Raw genomic sequence first — 14,673 nt, forward strand, 5'->3', positions numbered from 1 at the left:
CCTGGCGGCAATAGCGCGGTGGTCCCACCTGACCCCATGCCGAACTCAGAAGTGAAACGCCGTAGCGCCGATGGTAGTGTGGGGTCTCCCCATGCGAGAGTAGGACACTGCCAGGCATCAAACCAAGCCGAAAGCCCTGAACGTCAGTTCAGGGCTTTTTGCTATGCGTAAAATAAATATCCTGACAGTATCTATTGCTTTGAAAAATACCTTTTTGGCATATGTAGCTTAGTCTTATAAGGAAGAATAATGTTTTTTGTCGGGGGAATAGCCAGTTCATATATAATTGTTAGCTTCAGATTATTATTTAAATAATAAAAATGCCTATTTATTAAGGTGTTGATGAGAATTATCCGGTTATATCAAAGATAAGTCTTAATTCTTCAGTGTATTATTCGATAAATTTCACGTTAATTAAAACAAATATTAGCCAGACGCCTCGAATCGAGTAGACTAGGCGAAAGATTATTTCCGTATAGGTATTGAACGTTATGTCTACTGAAAGCGCGTCTTTAAAAAACCACAATACGTTTGCGCTCCCGGTCAACGCAGCGCACCTGGTCATAGCCGATAGAATTGAGCAGATGCTCAAGGTTTGGCAACAAACGCGCAAGCGTCAGGAGCCGCTGCTGATTCTCGGTGAAGGTAGCAACGTGCTGTTCCTGGAGGATTTTTCGGGCACGGTCATGGTCAATCAGCTAAAGGGTATCGACGTCCGGGAAGATAGTGATGCCTGGCATCTCCACGTCAGCTCCGGTGAGAATTGGCATGATCTGGTGCAATATACGCTGCAGGCCGGGATCTGCGGTCTGGAGAACCTGGCGTTGATTCCTGGATTGGCCGGCTCCGCACCTATTCAGAACATCGGTGCCTACGGCGTCGAATTGAAAGACGTTTGCGAGTATGTCGATCTGCTGGATTTCTCTACCGGCGCTATCGATCGCATTCCGGCTGCCGAGTGTGGTTTCGGCTACCGGGAAAGTATTTTCAAACACCGTTTCCAAACCGGGCATGTCATTGTTGGGCTGGGTTTACGCCTCAACAAACAGTGGCAACCCAAATTGAGCTACGGCGATCTGGCTAAGCTGGATCCCGCTACGGTGACGCCGCTTCAGATATTTGAATCCGTATGCGCCATGCGCCGCAGCAAGCTGCCCGATCCGCGTGAAACCGGCAATGCCGGCAGCTTCTTCAAGAATCCGCTGGTGAACGCAGAGAAAGCCGCAGAACTCATCGCCAAATATCCTGGCATACCGCATTATCCGCAGCAGGATGGCCAGGTGAAGCTGGCCGCCGGCTGGCTTATCGACCAATGCGAGCTGAAAGGATATCGTCTCGGTGGTGCTGCGGTACACCGCCAGCAGGCGCTGGTACTGGTGAACATCGACAACGCCCACAGCCAGGATGTGGTGGCGCTGGCGCGTCACGTACGCAAGACGGTGGCCGATAAATTTGGCGTCTGGCTGGAGCCTGAGGTGCGTTTTATTGGCGCGACCGGTGAGCTGAATGCCGTGGCGGTGTTGTCATGAAAGATACCAAGGTTCCGTTAAAACTGATCGCGCTGCTGGCCGACGGCGAATTCCATTCCGGGGAACACCTCGGTGAGTCACTCGGCATGAGCCGTGCTGCGATCAATAAGCATATTCAAACCATTCGCGAGTGGGGGCTGGATGTTTTTACCGTGCCAGGCAAAGGTTACAGCCTGCCTGGTGCCATCCAGCTGTTGGAAGCCGAGCGTATCCTCAGCCTGCTGGAAGACAAGCGTGTAAGCGTGTTGCCGGTGGTCGATTCCACCAACCAATACTTGCTGGACCGCATCGCCGAGCTGCACTCCGGTGACGCCTGCGTCGCTGAATACCAACAGGCGGGGCGTGGGCGCCGTGGGCGGCAGTGGATCTCGCCATTCGGCGCTAATTTATACTTGTCGATGTTCTGGCGCTTGGAGCAAGGCCCGGCGGCGGCCATGGGGCTCAGCTTGGTAATCGGGATGGTGATGGCGGAAGTTCTGCAGCGTCTCGGTGCCGCAGACGTGCGCGTTAAGTGGCCTAACGATCTTTATCTGAACGATCGTAAACTGGCAGGGATTCTGGTCGAACTGACGGGAAAAACCGGCGATGCGGCTCAACTGGTCATCGGTGCCGGCATCAACCTGGCGATGCGGGATACCAACGCCAGCGCCATTACCCAGGGCTGGATTAACCTACAGGAAGCGGGAATTCAGATCGATCGTAATGAGCTGGCTGCAACCCTGCTCAATGAGCTGCGTCAGTCGTTGAAACAGTTTGAGATAGACGGACTGGCGCCCTTTATCGGTCGCTGGCGTACCCTGGATAACTTTATCGACAGACCGGTCAAGCTCCTGATTGGCGAGCGGCAGATTGTGGGCATCGCCCGAGGCATCGATTCGCAGGGGGCGCTACTGCTGGAACAAGACGGGGAGATAAAACCCTTCATCGGCGGGGAGATATCGCTGCGCAGTGCGGAATAGTTAGTGAAAGGGGGACGGCAACGTCCCCTGAATCGATCGGTAGGCTTACTTTCTTAAACGCACGCTTTCAACGGCGTGGTTAGCGCTTTTGGTCATGATCAGGCTGGCTCGCTCGCGCGTAGGCAGTATATTCTGCTGCAAATTCAATCCGTTAATTTCATTCCATAATTGCGTGGCGATATTAATCGCTTCCGGTTCCGGCAATTTTGAATAGTGATGGAAATAAGAATCAGGATTGGAAAATGCGCCCTGACGGAATTTCAGGAAGCGATTGATATACCAGCTTTGCAATAGCGTCTCTGGGGCATCGACATATATAGAGAAGTCGACAAAATCGGAAACGAATACGCGATGCGGATCGTGAGGGTAATCCATACCGCTTTGCAATACGTTAAGCCCTTCCAGGATCAGAATATCCGGCTGCTCGATGACTTTATTGCCCTCGGGCACAACGTCATAGATCAAATGGGAATAAACCGGGGCGGTGACGCGTTTGGCGCCGGATTTCACTTCCGACACGAATTTCACCAGGCTATGCATATCGTAAGACTGCGGGAAGCCTTTTTTCTTCATCAGGCCGCGTTCGTTCAGCACCTTATTAGGATGCAAGAAGCCGTCGGTCGTGATCAGCTCAACGCTGCGGTGTTCCGGCCAGCGGCTCAGCAGTGCCTGCAACAAGCGCGCTGTTGTGCTCTTACCGACGGCTACGCTGCCGGCGATGCCGATGACATAGGGAATTTTTTGCCCGTCGGTGCCGAGGAATTGCTCCAGTACCGCCTGCCGCCGCAGGTTGGAGCTGATATAGAAGTTCAACAGTCGTGACAGCGGCAGATAAATCTGCGCAACTTCTTCCAACGAGAGATCTTCGTTAATCCCTTTCAGTTTAACGATCTCTTCTTCCGACAACGTCAGCGGCACCGAATCTCTCAATGCAGCCCATTGGGTACGATCGAACTGTAGGTAGGGCGTTGCTAAAGATTGATCTCTTTTTATCATAAGCCAAATTCTGCCTGTTAACGCAGGTTGGGAAAGGCGCCGGACGCCAGCTCCAGAGAATAAACAAGCTGCATATTATAGACAGCTTCGTTTTTGGCGTAGACTTTTTTCGCAAAAGTTGTCGATAGGCAGCAGTTTATGTCAATTGTGCGAAGCGGCGCGCAGTTGATAAAGAGGGGTTGCAAGGCGGTATCATCGGGGCCGGATACCGCCTGAAGGCTAGCTGGCGATGGCGCGCGAAGGTTGGTTCACGGCGAACAGGCGTTTGTAATAAATAACGGTTGGATGGTAATGCCCATCGGGCCCTGCCGCATAATCCGGCAGCTCGCCCAAACAGCGATAACCCAGGCTGCGATAAAGCGCTTCTGCCGCCGAACCGGCCTGCGTATCCAGGTACAATAGCCCGCGCTGCTGTTGCAGTGCCGCGTGCTCCAGTGACTTCATCAGCGCCTGACCTACGCCGTTTCGTCGAGCGCGGCTATGTACCAACAGCTTCACTACCTCCGCACGATTACGGCCGTTCGGCTTCTGACAGAGCTCGAGTTGCACGGTGCCAACGACGCCGCGCTCGTCACGGGCAATCCACAGCAGCAGTTCACCTTTGGCCAAGGCCGGCCGCAGACTGTGGAAGTAGCTCTCTGCGTCTTCGTGAGGGATTAAGGTGTCGTAACCGACAGAAGCGCCGTGCGTGACGGCATCGGTCAACAGGCGGGCCAATTCATCGCGGTAAATCGGTAGCGTAGCGGCGTTGATAAGCACTATTTTCATCGGTCATTCCTCCTGGGATGGGGGTAATGAAGAGAAGCAATAACTGAGCCACAGCGGCGAAAGGCATGGCGACGGCAAAAGGGCGAGGGATCAGTGTAGCCCACGCCGCAGTCCGGGGCAGGTATCCCCTTTTTGGGGCATCGATCCCGCTCACAGTTTACCTGCGTGGGTTAAGTATTTTGAGAAGCCCGACACGGAGAAAGCGGCGCTCAAGGCTTGCAAAAAGTGGATAAAATTGTAGAGAATGATTGCCGCGAGTGATGAATGTTTGCACGCCGCAGGCTGCGAATTGCATGACAGTATGCAAAATTGACTGATTTATGAGCGAAAGTGCGCGTAAAGCAATTTTTTTGTTGCATAGGTCGCCCGCTCTACCTAGAATGCGCTGCACTTGATGCCGGCTTAGCTCAGTAGGTAGAGCAACTGACTTGTAATCAGTAGGTCACCAGTTCGATTCCGGTAGCCGGCACCATTCGAGTCACAAGTAGTTAAAATCTGGTGGGGTTCCCGAGCGGCCAAAGGGAGCAGACTGTAAATCTGCCGTCACAGACTTCGAAGGTTCGAATCCTTCCCCCACCACCAAATCTTGCCTTCGGCGATTAACTGAGATGCGATAAATACCGCAACGGTTGATGGCGGGAGGAGAGGGCGAAAGCCTTCGGCAAGGTTCGAGCTGTGCAGCGCAAGGCGCAGCCGGCCCGAAGGATGCGAGCCGAGTGATGAACAATCCTGCTCCATCCCAAAATTCTACAGAAAAATCAGGTAGCCGAGTTCCAGGATGCGGGCATCGTATAATGGCTATTACCTCAGCCTTCCAAGCTGATGATGTGGGTTCGATTCCCACTGCCCGCTCCAAGATGTGCTGATATAGCTCAGTTGGTAGAGCGCACCCTTGGTAAGGGTGAGGTCGGCAGTTCGAATCTGCCTATCAGCACCACTTCTTAATTTCTCGCCCCCTGATTTTCTTTCTGTTCTGGATTCAACGAGCAAATGCTTGGTTGATGTGGTGATACCACCGATTTATCCGTGTCTTAGAGGGACAATCGATGTCTAAAGAAAAGTTTGAACGTACAAAACCGCACGTTAACGTCGGTACTATCGGCCACGTTGACCACGGTAAAACTACCCTGACTGCAGCGATCACTACCGTACTGGCTAAAACCTACGGCGGTTCTGCACGTGCTTTCGACCAGATCGATAACGCGCCAGAAGAAAAAGCTCGTGGTATCACCATCAACACCTCTCACGTTGAGTATGACACCCCGACTCGTCACTACGCGCACGTTGACTGCCCAGGGCACGCCGACTACGTGAAAAACATGATCACCGGTGCTGCTCAGATGGACGGCGCGATCCTGGTAGTAGCTGCGACTGACGGCCCAATGCCTCAGACCCGTGAGCACATCCTGCTGGGTCGTCAGGTTGGCGTTCCTTTCATCATCGTATTCATGAACAAATGCGACATGGTTGATGATGAAGAGCTGCTGGAACTGGTAGAAATGGAAGTTCGCGAACTGCTGTCCGCTTACGACTTCCCAGGCGACGACCTGCCGGTAATCCGCGGTTCCGCGCTGAAAGCGCTGGAAGGCGAAGCTGAGTGGGAAGCGAAAATCATCGAACTGGCCGAAGCCCTGGACAGCTACATTCCAGAGCCAGAGCGTGCTATCGACAAGCCGTTCCTGCTGCCAATCGAAGACGTATTCTCCATCTCCGGTCGTGGTACCGTTGTTACCGGTCGTGTTGAGCGCGGTATCATCAAAGTTGGCGAAGAAGTTGAAATCGTTGGTATCAAAGACACCGTTAAGTCTACCTGTACTGGCGTTGAAATGTTCCGCAAACTGCTGGACGAAGGCCGTGCTGGTGAGAACGTAGGTGTTCTGCTGCGTGGTATCAAGCGCGAAGAAATCGAACGTGGTCAGGTACTGGCTAAGCCAGGCTCTATCAAGCCACACACCCAGTTCGAATCTGAAGTGTACATCCTGAGCAAAGATGAAGGTGGTCGTCACACTCCATTCTTCAAAGGCTACCGTCCACAGTTCTACTTCCGTACCACTGACGTGACCGGTACCATCGAACTGCCAGAAGGCGTAGAGATGGTAATGCCAGGCGACAACGTGAACATGGTTGTCACCCTGATCCACCCAATCGCGATGGATGACGGTCTGCGTTTCGCAATCCGTGAAGGCGGCCGTACCGTTGGCGCTGGTGTTGTTGCTAAAGTTATCGCTTAATCGCTGATAAAGTTTGACGCGACACGCGGTAAAAGGGCATCATTTGATGCCCTTTTTCTACGCTGTGAACTAGAACCTATCTCATCAGCGATTTTGCAGTCATAATCATTGGTGAGATGGGCTCTTAAACCGTATTGACTGAAATACGTCATAGCGTAAAACACCGGGATAGCGCTGAAGCGGTATCCGATCGGTTTGGTTTGCCTCGCAATGCGAGGCAAAGTTGTTTGTTCTGAATCATCATTGTGACAGGTTGGTTTATGAGTGCGAATACCGAGGCTCAAGGGAGCGGACGCGGCCTGGAAGCGGCAAAGTGGCTGATCGTCGCCGTTCTGTTGGTTGTGGCTATTGTCGGTAACTATTACTACCGTGATTTAAGCCTGCCATTGCGCGCGCTGGCAGTTGTGCTGATCATCGCCGTTGCAGGTGCAGTGGCTCTGATGACCACCAAAGGCAAAGCCACCGTTGCGTTTGCCCGCGAAGCGCGTACCGAAGTACGTAAAGTGATTTGGCCAACTCGTCAGGAAACGCTACACACCACGTTGATCGTTGCCGCGGTAACCGCCGTGATGTCACTGATTCTGTGGGGGCTGGATGGTATTCTGGTCCGTCTGGTGTCGTTTATTACTGGCCTGAGGTTCTAAAATGTCTGAAGCTCCAAAAAAACGTTGGTACGTCGTTCAGGCGTTTTCCGGTTTTGAAGGTCGCGTAGCACAATCGCTGCGTGAACACATCAAACTGCACGATATGGAAGAGCTGTTCGGCGAAGTGATGGTGCCTACGGAGGAAGTGGTTGAAATCCGTGGCGGCCAGCGTCGTAAGAGCGAGCGTAAGTTCTTCCCTGGCTACGTGCTGGTGCAGATGGTGATGAATGACGCCAGCTGGCACCTGGTGCGCAGCGTACCGCGCGTCATGGGATTCATCGGCGGTACGTCTGACCGTCCTGCGCCAATCAGCGATAAAGAAGTTGATGCGATCATGAACCGCCTGCAGCAGGTGGGTGACAAGCCGCGTCCGAAAACGCTGTTCGAACCGGGCGAGCTGGTGCGCGTCAACGACGGCCCGTTTGCCGACTTCAACGGTGTGGTCGAAGAAGTCGATTACGAGAAGAGCCGCCTGAAAGTTTCCGTTTCCATCTTTGGCCGTGCAACGCCGGTGGAACTGGACTTCAGCCAGGTTGAGAAAGGCTGATCGAATAATCAGCAGCGAGTGGCGCGTTGCCGCTTGTCAAAGGCGCGAAATTGAACTACAATTTCGCGCCTTTTGTTTTTATATGCCTTGCCTGATGCATGTTGGGCGGGGTGAAACACGGGGAGCCTCTTACGAGGCGATACTACCCAAACCGAGGAAATTTAAATGGCTAAGAAAGTACAAGCCTACGTCAAGCTGCAAGTTGCAGCTGGTATGGCGAACCCGAGCCCACCAGTGGGTCCAGCTCTGGGTCAGCAGGGCGTTAACATCATGGAATTCTGTAAGGCATTCAACGCTAAGACTGACAGCGTTGAAAAAGGTCTGCCGATTCCGGTTGTTATCACCGTTTATTCTGATCGCTCCTTCACTTTCGTTACCAAAACCCCGCCAGCAGCAGTTCTGCTGAAAAAAGCGGCTGGTATCAAGTCTGGTTCCGGTAAGCCGAACAAAGACAAAGTAGGTAAAGTGACCCGTGCTCAGGTACGTGAAATCGCAGAAACCAAAGCTGCGGACATGACTGGTTCTGACGTTGAAGCGATGACTCGCTCCATCGAAGGTACCGCTCGTTCCATGGGCCTGGTAGTGGAGGATTAAGAGATGGCTAAGCTGACCAAGCGCATGCGCGTGATCCGTGACAAAGTTGATGCTACTAAACAGTATGACATCACTGAAGCTGTTGCTCTGCTGAAAGAGCTGGCCACCGCTAAATTCGTAGAAAGCGTTGACGTTGCCGTTAACCTCGGCATTGACGCCCGTAAATCTGACCAAAACGTTCGTGGCGCTACCGTTCTGCCACACGGCACCGGTCGTTCCGTTCGCGTTGCCGTATTTGCCCAAGGCGCTAACGCTGAAGCAGCGAAAGCTGCCGGCGCAGAGCTGGTAGGTATGGACGATCTGGCTGACCAGATCAAGAAAGGCGAAATGAACTTCGACGTTGTTATTGCTTCCCCGGATGCAATGCGCGTTGTGGGTCAACTGGGCCAGATCCTGGGTCCACGCGGCCTGATGCCAAACCCGAAAGTGGGTACCGTTACTCCGAACGTTGCTGAAGCAGTGAAAAACGCTAAAGCAGGTCAGGTTCGCTACCGTAACGACAAAAACGGCATCATCCATACCACTATCGGTAAGGTTGATTTCGACGCAGACAAACTGAAAGAAAACCTGGAAGCCCTGCTGGTTGCGCTGAAAAAAGCAAAACCTTCTCAGGCGAAAGGCATGTACATCAAGAAAGTTAGCCTCTCCACCACCATGGGTGCTGGCGTTGCTATCGATCAGAGCGGTCTGTCTGCTGCAGCGAACTAATCGCATTTGCGATTATCGCTTTGACTTGGGGCCGAGATTTGTCTAGAATCTTATGCCCCAAGGTTTTGCTATTGGCTATGCCGTAGGCAAAACAAAGATTTTTCGGTTGGAGCCTGGCCTATCCAGGCCTCCGTCCAAGACCGCAGGTGTATCGCAAGATACTTAATCCTTCCTGCGTAGACGGTGACAGAGCCTAAGAAAATTTTTCTTTTTTATAAAAGAATGTCTTTGCTGGATTCTGCTCACCGTGTTAAGCCGCTCGGCGTGGCGTTTTACAAAGCGCCGAGTGAAGTGAGTTCCGGGGGATTTTCCCCGGCTAATCCAGGAGCAAAAAGCTAATGGCATTAAATCTTCAAGACAAACAAGCGATTGTTGCTGAAGTCAGCGAAGTAGCCAAAGGCGCGCTGTCTGCGGTTGTTGCGGATTCCCGTGGCGTTACCGTAGATAAAATGACTGAACTGCGTAAAGCAGGTCGTGAAGCTGGCGTTTACATGCGTGTTGTTCGCAACACCCTGATGCGTCGCGTAGTTGAAGGCACTCCATTCGAATGCCTGAAAGACACGTTTGTCGGTCCTACCTTGATTGCATTCTCTCACGAACACCCGGGCGCTGCTGCTCGTCTGTTCAAAGAGTTCGCGAAAGCGAATGCAAAATTCGAGGTTAAAGCTGCGGCCTTTGAAGGTGAGCTGATCCCTGCGGCGCAAATCGACCGCCTGGCGACGCTGCCAACTTACGATGAAGCAATCGCACGCCTGATGGCAACCATGAAAGAAGCCGCTGCCGGCAAACTGGTTCGCACTCTGGCTGCAGTACGCGATCAGAAAGAAGCGGCATAAGCCACTCTTTCTTAGCCTTTGCTAACGTATTTAAACTATTTCTGAATTTTAGGAACAATTGTTATGTCTATCACTAAAGACCAAATCCTGGAAGCAGTTGCCGCTATGTCCGTAATGGACGTTGTTGAACTGGTTTCCGCTATGGAAGAAAAATTCGGCGTTTCTGCTGCTGCTGCTGTAGCTGTTGCTGCTGGCCCAGCTGAAGCTGCTGAAGAGAAAACTGAATTCGACGTTATCCTGAAAGCTGCAGGCGCTAACAAAGTTGCTGTTATCAAAGCAGTACGTGGCGCTACCGGCCTGGGTCTGAAAGAAGCTAAAGACCTGGTTGAATCTGCTCCAGCCGCTCTGAAAGAAGGCGTGAGCAAAGATGACGCAGAAGCTCTGAAAAAATCTCTGGAAGAAGCTGGCGCAGAAGTTGAAGTTAAATAAGCTAACCTTTCCGGTTGCAGCCTAGTCTTTTAGGCTGATGGCTGGTGACTTTTTAGTCACCAGCCTTTTTGCGCTGTAGGGCGCCAGTAGCGTTTCACACTGTTTGGCTGCTGGTTTCGCCTCCCAATGTTTGTTTCTATTGACGACTTAATATACCGCGGTCTTTGCACTACCAGGAGTTCTGGGGGAAGACGCGATGAAATGGTTTAAGCGTGATAGCAAGAGACATTGCGGAAAGTGTTCCCGCTTTCCGGTCGACAAAACGGTGTTGCATGAACTGTCCCTAATCGGACGGACAGATTGGGTCACTGATCAGCGAGCTGAGGAACCCTATGGTTTACTCCTATACCGAGAAAAAACGTATTCGTAAGGATTTTGGTAAACGTCCACAAGTGCTGGACATACCATATCTCCTTTCTATCCAGCTTGACTCGTTCCAGAAGTTTATCGAGCAAGATCCAGAAGGGCAGTACGGCCTTGAAGCCGCATTCCGTTCTGTTTTCCCTATCCAGAGCTACAGTGGCAATTCGGAGCTGCAATACGTTAGCTACCGTCTTGGTGAGCCGGTCTTCGACGTCAAAGAGTGCCAGATCCGTGGTGTGACGTTCTCTGCACCGCTGCGCGTAAAACTGCGCCTGGTTATCTATGAGCGCGAAGCGCCTGAAGGTACGGTCAAAGACATCAAGGAACAAGAAGTCTACATGGGCGAAATTCCGCTCATGACCGAAAACGGCACCTTTGTGATCAACGGTACTGAGAGGGTTATCGTATCTCAGTTGCACCGTAGTCCTGGCGTATTCTTCGACAGCGATAAGGGTAAAACCCACTCCTCGGGTAAAGTGCTGTACAACGCACGTATCATCCCTTACCGCGGTTCATGGTTGGACTTCGAGTTCGATCCGAAAGACAACCTGTTCGTGCGTATCGACCGTCGCCGCAAACTGCCTGCGACCATCATTCTGCGCGCGTTGAACTACACCACTGAACAGATCCTCGACCTGTTCTTTGACAAGATCGTCTTCGAAATCCGCGACAACAAGCTGCAGATGGAGCTGGTGCCAGAGCGCCTGCGTGGTGAGACCGCTTCGTTCGACATCGAAGCCAACGGCAAGATCTACGTAGAGAAAGGCCGTCGCATCACCGCTCGTCATATCCGTCAGCTGGAAAAAGACGACATTCAGAGCATTGAAGTACCGGTAGAGTACATCGCGGGCAAAGTGGTCGCGAAAGACTATATCGATACCAATACCGGCGAACTGATCTGCGCAGCCAACATGGAGCTGTCGCTGGATCTGCTGGCCAAGCTGAGCCAGTCCGGCCACAAGCGCATCGAAACGCTGTTCACCAACGATCTGGATCACGGCGCGTACATCTCTGAAACGCTGCGTGTCGATCCGACCAACGATCGTCTGAGCTCGCTGGTAGAAATCTACCGCATGATGCGCCCTGGTGAGCCGCCAACGCGCGAAGCTGCCGAAAGCCTGTTCGAGAACCTGTTCTTCTCCGAAGACCGCTATGATCTGTCCGCGGTGGGTCGCATGAAGTTCAACCGTTCTCTGCTGCGCGACGAGATCGAAGGTTCGGGCATCCTGAGCAAAGACGACATCATCGAAGTGATGAAGAAGCTCATCGATATCCGTAACGGCAAGGGCGAAGTGGACGATATCGACCACTTGGGCAACCGTCGTATCCGCTCCGTCGGCGAAATGGCCGAGAACCAGTTCCGCGTAGGTCTGGTGCGTGTTGAGCGTGCGGTGAAAGAGCGCCTGTCTCTGGGCGATCTGGATACCCTGATGCCTCAGGACATGATCAACGCCAAGCCGATTTCGGCGGCGGTGAAAGAGTTCTTCGGCTCCAGCCAGCTGTCCCAGTTCATGGACCAGAACAACCCGCTGTCCGAGATCACGCACAAGCGTCGTATCTCCGCACTGGGCCCGGGCGGTCTGACCCGTGAGCGCGCCGGCTTTGAAGTTCGAGACGTACACCCGACCCACTATGGCCGCGTGTGCCCAATCGAAACGCCGGAAGGTCCAAACATCGGTCTGATCAACTCCCTGTCCGTGTACGCACAGACTAACGAGTATGGCTTCCTGGAAACCCCGTACCGCCGCGTGCGTGACGGCGTGGTGACCGATGAAATCAACTACCTGTCTGCTATTGAAGAAGGCAACTTCGTTATCGCCCAGGCGAACTCCAACCTGGATGAAGAAGGCCGCTTCGTAGAAGACCTGGTCACCTGTCGTAGCAAAGGCGAATCAAGCCTGTTCAGCCGCGACCAGGTTGACTACATGGACGTATCCACCCAGCAGGTTGTTTCCGTTGGTGCTTCACTGATTCCATTCCTGGAACACGATGACGCCAACCGTGCATTGATGGGTGCGAACATGCAACGTCAGGCCGTACCAACCCTGCGTGCTGACAAGCCGCTGGTCGGTACCGGTATGGAACGCGCTGTAGCGGTTGACTCCGGCGTAACCGCCGTTGCCAAACGCGGCGGTGTGATCCAGTACGTGGATGCTTCCCGTATCGTTATCAAAGTTAACGAAGACGAGATGTATCCGGGCGAAGCAGGTATCGATATTTACAACCTGACCAAGTACACCCGTTCTAACCAGAACACCTGCATCAACCAGATGCCGTGTGTGAATCTGGGTGAGCCAATCGAGCGCGGCGACGTGCTGGCGGATGGCCCATCGACAGACCTGGGCGAGCTGGCACTGGGCCAGAACATGCGCGTAGCGTTCATGCCTTGGAACGGCTACAACTTCGAAGACTCCATCTTGGTCTCCGAGCGCGTGGTGCAGGAAGATCGCTTCACCACCATCCACATCCAGGAACTGGCGTGCGTGTCTCGCGACACCAAGCTGGGGCCTGAAGAGATCACCGCCGACATCCCTAACGTGGGTGAAGCTGCGCTCTCCAAGCTGGATGAATCCGGTATCGTGTATATCGGTGCGGAAGTGACCGGCGGTGACATTCTGGTCGGTAAGGTAACGCCTAAAGGCGAAACCCAGCTGACGCCGGAAGAGAAACTGCTGCGTGCGATCTTTGGTGAGAAAGCGTCTGACGTTAAAGACTCTTCTCTGCGTGTACCGAACGGCGTTTCCGGTACGGTTATCGACGTGCAGGTCTTCACCCGCGATGGCGTGGAAAAAGACAAGCGCGCGTTGGAAATCGAAGAGATGCAGCTGAAGCAGGCGAAGAAAGACCTGACTGAAGAACTGCAGATCCTGGAAGCCGGCCTGTTTGCACGTATCCACGCGGTGCTGGTTGCCGGTGGCATCGAAGCCGACAAGCTGAGCAAGCTGCCGCGCGATCGCTGGCTGGAACTGGGCCTGACCGACGAAGAGAAGCAAAACCAGCTGGAGCAGCTGGCTGAGCAGTACGACGAACTGAAATCCGACTTCGAGAAGAAGCTGGAAGCCAAGCGTCGTAAGATCACTCAGGGCGACGATCTGGCGCCGGGCGTGCTGAAAATCGTCAAGGTTTATCTGGCCGTTAAGCGTCAGATCCAACCGGGTGACAAGATGGCGGGCCGCCACGGTAACAAGGGTGTTATCTCCAAGATCAACCCGATCGAAGATATGCCTTACGATGAAAACGGCACGCCGGTAGACATCGTACTGAACCCGCTGGGCGTACCATCACGTATGAACATCGGTCAGATCCTGGAAACCCACCTGGGTATGGCTGCGAAAGGCATCGGTGAGAAGATCAACCAGATGCTGAAGCAGCAGCAGGAAGTGGCCAAGCTGCGTGAGTTCATCCAGAAGGCCTACGATCTGGGCGACGACGTTTGCCAGAAAGTTGACCTGAACACCTTCAGCGACGACGAAGTGCTGCGTCTGGCAGAGAACCTGAAAAAAGGTATGCCGATCGCAACGCCGGTGTTTGACGGTGCGAAAGAGACTGAAATCAAGAAGCTGCTGGAAATGGGCGGTATCCCGACCTCCGGTCAGATCACGCTGTTCGATGGCCGTACCGGTGAGCAATTCGAGCGCCAGGTTACTGTCGGCTATATGTACATGCTGAAACTGAACCACTTGGTTGACGATAAAATGCACGCCCGTTCAACCGGTTCTTACAGCTTGGTTACTCAGCAACCTCTGGGTGGTAAAGCGCAGTTCGGTGGTCAACGCTTCGGTGAGATGGAAGTGTGGGCACTGGAAGCATACGGCGCGGCTTATACCCTGCAGGAAATGCTCACCGTTAAGTCGGATGACGTTAACGGCCGTACCAAGATGTACAAAAACATCGTGGATGGCGACCACCGGATGGAGCCAGGCATGCCGGAATCCTTCAACGTACTGTTGAAAGAAATCCGCTCGCTCGGCATCAACATCGAACTGGAAGACGAGTAATCGTCATTCCGGCTCAGGCTCCCGGCCTAAGGGAGCCTGAGGGTGGTTGTTCAGGTCACACGGGTACCTAC

Annotated in this window: 12 protein-coding genes, 4 tRNA genes, 1 rRNA gene and 1 other RNA gene; 16 read left to right on the plus strand and 2 right to left on the minus strand. The window is 53.3% G+C overall.

Features of this window, described 5'->3' with window-relative positions; all coding sequences use genetic code 11:
• From rrf to birA, 3 genes are all read left to right on the plus strand, one after another.
• Positions 1-116 (plus strand): 5S ribosomal RNA (rrf, locus tag C3F38_RS03550).
• Positions 117-491: 375 nt separating this feature from the next.
• Positions 492-1,529, plus strand: a complete 1,038-nt coding sequence (gene murB / locus C3F38_RS03555; RefSeq protein WP_055313630.1) for a UDP-N-acetylmuramate dehydrogenase — start codon at positions 492-494, stop codon at positions 1,527-1,529.
• Positions 1,526-2,488, plus strand: coding sequence for a bifunctional biotin--[acetyl-CoA-carboxylase] ligase/biotin operon repressor BirA (gene birA, locus C3F38_RS03560; RefSeq protein ID WP_033636716.1), 963 nt, complete (start codon positions 1,526-1,528; stop codon positions 2,486-2,488). Before murB ends, birA begins: the two co-directional genes overlap by 4 nt.
• Before the next feature lie 45 nt (positions 2,489-2,533).
• Here the strand turns inward: birA and coaA are convergent, their stop codons facing one another.
• Both coaA and C3F38_RS03570 read right to left on the minus strand, forming a co-directional pair.
• Positions 2,534-3,484, minus strand: coding sequence for a type I pantothenate kinase (gene coaA, locus C3F38_RS03565; protein ID WP_033636718.1), 951 nt, complete (start codon positions 3,482-3,484; stop codon positions 2,534-2,536).
• Between the two features lie 219 nt (positions 3,485-3,703).
• Entirely contained in the window at positions 3,704-4,252 is a 549-nt protein-coding gene (locus C3F38_RS03570) for a GNAT family N-acetyltransferase (protein WP_038874432.1), read from the minus strand.
• 396 nt (positions 4,253-4,648) lie between these two features.
• On the opposite strand from C3F38_RS03570, the gene C3F38_RS03575 reads away from it, so the two are divergent.
• From C3F38_RS03575 to rpoB, 13 genes are all read left to right on the plus strand, one after another.
• A tRNA-Thr gene (locus tag C3F38_RS03575) sits at positions 4,649-4,724 on the plus strand.
• Between the two features lie 25 nt (positions 4,725-4,749).
• Positions 4,750-4,834 (plus strand) — tRNA-Tyr (locus C3F38_RS03580).
• Positions 4,835-4,880: 46 nt separating this feature from the next.
• Positions 4,881-4,996, plus strand: a non-coding RNA gene (locus C3F38_RS03585) — RtT sRNA.
• 36 nt (positions 4,997-5,032) lie between these two features.
• Positions 5,033-5,107 (plus strand) — tRNA-Gly (locus C3F38_RS03590).
• A gap of 6 nt (positions 5,108-5,113) precedes the next feature.
• Positions 5,114-5,189, plus strand: a tRNA-Thr gene (locus C3F38_RS03595).
• A 109-nt stretch (positions 5,190-5,298) separates the two neighbouring features.
• The gene (gene tuf / locus C3F38_RS03600) at positions 5,299-6,483 is read left to right on the plus strand and encodes an elongation factor Tu (protein WP_015376315.1); all 1,185 of its coding nucleotides are present in this window, start codon (positions 5,299-5,301) and stop codon (positions 6,481-6,483) included.
• 260 nt (positions 6,484-6,743) lie between these two features.
• Positions 6,744-7,127: a preprotein translocase subunit SecE gene (gene secE / locus C3F38_RS03605; protein ID WP_004929916.1), complete on the plus strand. Its 384-nt coding sequence runs from the start codon at positions 6,744-6,746 to the stop codon at positions 7,125-7,127.
• A gap of 1 nt (position 7,128) precedes the next feature.
• On the plus strand, positions 7,129-7,674 hold the full coding sequence (nusG, locus tag C3F38_RS03610) for a transcription termination/antitermination protein NusG (RefSeq protein ID WP_004929914.1): 546 nt from the start codon (positions 7,129-7,131) through the stop codon (positions 7,672-7,674).
• Positions 7,675-7,839: 165 nt separating this feature from the next.
• The gene (rplK, locus tag C3F38_RS03615; RefSeq protein WP_015376316.1) at positions 7,840-8,268 is read left to right on the plus strand and encodes a 50S ribosomal protein L11; all 429 of its coding nucleotides are present in this window, start codon (positions 7,840-7,842) and stop codon (positions 8,266-8,268) included.
• Between the two features lie 3 nt (positions 8,269-8,271).
• Positions 8,272-8,976: a 50S ribosomal protein L1 gene (gene rplA, locus C3F38_RS03620; RefSeq protein WP_019456443.1), complete on the plus strand. Its 705-nt coding sequence runs from the start codon at positions 8,272-8,274 to the stop codon at positions 8,974-8,976.
• A 338-nt stretch (positions 8,977-9,314) separates the two neighbouring features.
• Positions 9,315-9,812 carry a 50S ribosomal protein L10 gene (rplJ, locus tag C3F38_RS03625; RefSeq protein ID WP_047729348.1) on the plus strand — a complete coding sequence of 166 codons (498 nt, stop codon included), beginning with the start codon at positions 9,315-9,317 and terminating at the stop codon, positions 9,810-9,812.
• A gap of 63 nt (positions 9,813-9,875) precedes the next feature.
• Positions 9,876-10,241: a 50S ribosomal protein L7/L12 gene (gene rplL / locus C3F38_RS03630; protein WP_004929903.1), complete on the plus strand. Its 366-nt coding sequence runs from the start codon at positions 9,876-9,878 to the stop codon at positions 10,239-10,241.
• Positions 10,242-10,573: 332 nt separating this feature from the next.
• Positions 10,574-14,602 (plus strand): DNA-directed RNA polymerase subunit beta, encoded by a 4,029-nt coding sequence (rpoB, locus tag C3F38_RS03635; RefSeq protein ID WP_004929900.1) that lies wholly within the window; start codon positions 10,574-10,576, stop codon positions 14,600-14,602.
• The last annotated feature ends 71 nt before the right edge of the window (positions 14,603-14,673 follow it).

It is taken from the genome of Serratia sp. SSNIH1 (genome assembly GCF_002935055.1).
GTDB classification, from domain to species: Bacteria; Pseudomonadota; Gammaproteobacteria; order Enterobacterales; family Enterobacteriaceae; genus Serratia; species Serratia nevei.

What these genes read in the sequence shown, in the direction of transcription:
- murB (WP_055313630.1), top strand. Translation starts at nt 492, where the DNA reads ATGTCTACTGAAAGCGCGTCTTTAAAAAACCACAATACGTTTGCGCTC.
- birA (WP_033636716.1), top strand. Translation starts at nt 1,526, where the DNA reads ATGAAAGATACCAAGGTTCCGTTAAAACTGATCGCGCTGCTGGCCGAC.
- coaA (WP_033636718.1), bottom strand. Translation starts at nt 3,484, where the DNA reads ATGATAAAAAGAGATCAATCTTTAGCAACGCCCTACCTACAGTTCGAT.
- C3F38_RS03570 (WP_038874432.1), bottom strand. Translation starts at nt 4,252, where the DNA reads ATGAAAATAGTGCTTATCAACGCCGCTACGCTACCGATTTACCGCGAT.
- tuf (WP_015376315.1), top strand. Translation starts at nt 5,299, where the DNA reads ATGTCTAAAGAAAAGTTTGAACGTACAAAACCGCACGTTAACGTCGGT.
- secE (WP_004929916.1), top strand. Translation starts at nt 6,744, where the DNA reads ATGAGTGCGAATACCGAGGCTCAAGGGAGCGGACGCGGCCTGGAAGCG.
- nusG (WP_004929914.1), top strand. Translation starts at nt 7,129, where the DNA reads ATGTCTGAAGCTCCAAAAAAACGTTGGTACGTCGTTCAGGCGTTTTCC.
- rplK (WP_015376316.1), top strand. Translation starts at nt 7,840, where the DNA reads ATGGCTAAGAAAGTACAAGCCTACGTCAAGCTGCAAGTTGCAGCTGGT.
- rplA (WP_019456443.1), top strand. Translation starts at nt 8,272, where the DNA reads ATGGCTAAGCTGACCAAGCGCATGCGCGTGATCCGTGACAAAGTTGAT.
- rplJ (WP_047729348.1), top strand. Translation starts at nt 9,315, where the DNA reads ATGGCATTAAATCTTCAAGACAAACAAGCGATTGTTGCTGAAGTCAGC.
- rplL (WP_004929903.1), top strand. Translation starts at nt 9,876, where the DNA reads ATGTCTATCACTAAAGACCAAATCCTGGAAGCAGTTGCCGCTATGTCC.
- rpoB (WP_004929900.1), top strand. Translation starts at nt 10,574, where the DNA reads ATGGTTTACTCCTATACCGAGAAAAAACGTATTCGTAAGGATTTTGGT.